Here is a 3,170-nt window from a genome sequence, read left to right as displayed (position 1 = left end):
TCACCATTAAAGTTGTCATTCGGCGCAAACGTATACGTCCCGTCACCATTGTCAGTAAACACGCCCGCCGTGCCGGTATAACTCACCTCCGCAACAGACAAGTCATCGCCATCAATGTCCGTCGCACCCGACAACAACTGGGCATCGGTGAAGGTCAAGCTGCCGTCTTCTTCAATCACGTAACCGACATCTTCAACCACCGTAACATCATTATTACCTTGCACATTGAAATTCACCACCGCTGAATCTTGTGCGCCTTCTGAATCTTCAATCGTATAAGTAAAACTCACACTTAAAAGCTCATCATCACCCAGAGATTGCAGCTCTGCGCTAGGCATAAATTGAACTTGCTCCCCTGAATCAGTGTTAATTATCGTTACAGAGCCAACCACATTGCCTTCAGCATCAACGGCATCGGATACCGACGATATGGTTAGCTCTTCATCTTCTACATCACTGTCATTGGCCAACACATCAAAATTAGTCACCACATCTTCAGAGGCAACCAGATCACCTGTAACCTGATCAACAACCGTCGGATTACCTATCACTGAAATAGCGATATCTTGTGCGCCACCACTATCAAAAACATTGTCGGCGCTGAAATCCATATGCACTAATGGCGAATGATCAAGTTCATCACCTGCCATTAGCGCATTGACATCAGCCTGATCTGCCCCCGTATCGACGTACACTTGAACGTCTCGAATTTCTCCCTCTAAGCTACTACAACCTAAATAAGCATCATGCCGCCCTATGTGCATTTGGGCACTCCAGTCAAAACCAGAGGAGCCCACACTCCCTGTATCCACAACTTCACCATCAATATACAGCGCGCTCCCTTCACTTCCCCCTAAGGAATACACTACATGGTGCCATTCACCATCCGATAAATCCCCCACATCCGATACTAATATTTCCTCAGCGGGCCAGACTCTGGCATGCACATCACCGTTATCATCTACCCAAATATTACGATCATTCGCTCCCCCATTAGTCACCGAAAATAACCCTTGAGATCCGTCTGTATCTGATTTGAACCAAAATGCTGTGATTTGCTCTCCGCTGTCACCCGCTCCAGCATTGATCGTTAAATAATCATCCCCATCGAGCTGCAATGTGCCTTGAAGCCCCCCGTCGCCAACCCCATCATCCACCGCAACAGGACCATCATTGACTGGGTTCACTTCAATCGTAAAATTCTGTGGTGCTGAACTAAATTCACCGTCTGAGACGGTATAATTCAAGCTAACTTCACCATTGAAATTACTCTCAGTATCGTATTGTAGTAAACCTTCTTCAATATCAGTACGACTGATAGCTTGTCCTTCCACAATCGGCTCACCAGATAAAAAGATCACTCCTTCAATAGGTAAATCCTGTACGGTAATACTCTCTAATGTATCCGCTAAGTTTTGATCGCTGAATGGAAAGTCATCTAACGTAAAAATATAACTGCCATCTTCATCAATCGTTGCTGTTTGATCTGCACTTTCTGGCGCATGCTCTCTCGCATCAACATGAACAGTTTGAAACACGGAGCTTGTATCATCATTAGATAATTCTGTTGCAGTAGCCCTAACCGTAACATCAAATTCATCACTGTAATCTTGAGGTAAATGAATTTGAATCGTTTCATTAATAGCTGTAGTAGGGATCTGAATAGACCCACTTTCATCAACCTCGATCTCTCCGCCATACACTTGATTATTCACTGTTCCCATATCGATACTAAACGTGAAATCATCAAAATCTTTATCTCCTCCCCCGTAAATATCTTCAAATCCATAAATAATCTCGTTATCATCATTTAATTCAGTTCGAGTATGAACAATACCATCGGCATTTAGATTACTGCTATTTCCACCATGATAAACACTATCCCCAGCCGCACCTGTGATAACTGTTTCTTCACCGTTATTAGCAATAAAAATCAACTGGGGTGAAATAGAATCCATAGTTGCTGGCGATCCGTCATCATCTCTGAAAACAAATTGTCCTTCATTAGGATCAACTTTGCTAACTGAGCTCTCTCCATTCGGAACGGTAAAAAGATTAAAATGCTCACCTTCATTAATATCAAAACTAAAGGATGATTCTCCAGCAAGAAGAGTCCCTCCACTTCCTTGAGCAGATGCATTCTCAAAAACGATTTCAACATCTTTTATATTGCCATTTTCATCGACTTTATAAACACCAACTGAATTATGATAGCCTGCTCCCTCTCCTTCAAAAGTGATCGTGACTTCAGTTTCTTCAAAGGATTGCAAGCCATTTTCTTGGCTTTGTAATAAAGATTCGCCGTCTACATTAACGACTGAACCTTCAGGTAATCCATCAAGCGTCACAGTGAGAGTTTCTGACAAATCTTGATCAACCAGTGCCGCACCGATATTAAGTTCCAGTGCATCATCAGGATCAATAATGATTGTCGAATCGCCAACTGTATTTCCTTCAGCATCGGTGACTTCAAGATCTGGCGCATCGGCTACCGCTTCAACATGTATATTGACCACTTGAGGTGCCATCGCCACCCCATCGCTTACATCAAAAGTAAGAGGAAGTTCACCAGAAAAATGAAGATTTGGTACAATAAGATACCCACCGTCCTCCATTTCAGTAACAACGCCATCTTCACCAACAGAAAGATTCACTGCTGTCAATGCATCACCTTCTATATCCGAAGCATGTACTAACAATTGGTCTTGGCTTAAATGAATATGGCCATCTTCATTAATGCTATATGATAAAGGCCCTTCAATAATTGGCGCATCATTCACTGGCACGACATGAATATCAATATTAGCCGATGTGGTTGTTATTCCATCAGAGACTTCATAAGTTAGCCCAATATCACCGTTAAAATTTTCATTGGGTGTAAAAAGATAATTATCTGTACCCACCTCCGGAACTAAAATACCATCCGTACCATCATATTTAACTGCCAATATTGATAAATCATCCCCATCAATATCATCAGTTTGTAATAATAAATTTTCCGATGTTATTAATATAGTGCCGTCTTCATCCATGCTAAACGCCACATCTTCAGCTGTCGGCAAATCATTAACCGGATTCACGGCTAAATCCACACCGCTAGCCACCACCTCTATGCCATCAGACACATCAAAACTCAGCGCAATGTCACCGTTAAAGTCCGCCTCCGGCGT

Annotated in this window: 1 protein-coding gene; it reads right to left on the bottom strand. The window is 42.6% G+C overall.

Annotation, left to right across the window (positions count from 1 at the left end):
* A partial coding sequence (locus Q0779_RS23505) for a tandem-95 repeat protein (protein ID WP_298776682.1) occupies positions 1 to 3,170 on the bottom strand: 3,170 nt, incomplete at both ends.

This window comes from uncultured Shewanella sp., from assembly GCF_947491715.1.
In the GTDB taxonomy this organism is placed as follows: domain Bacteria; phylum Pseudomonadota; class Gammaproteobacteria; order Enterobacterales; family Shewanellaceae; genus Shewanella.
This window is presented reverse-complemented; position numbering and strand designations above follow the sequence as displayed.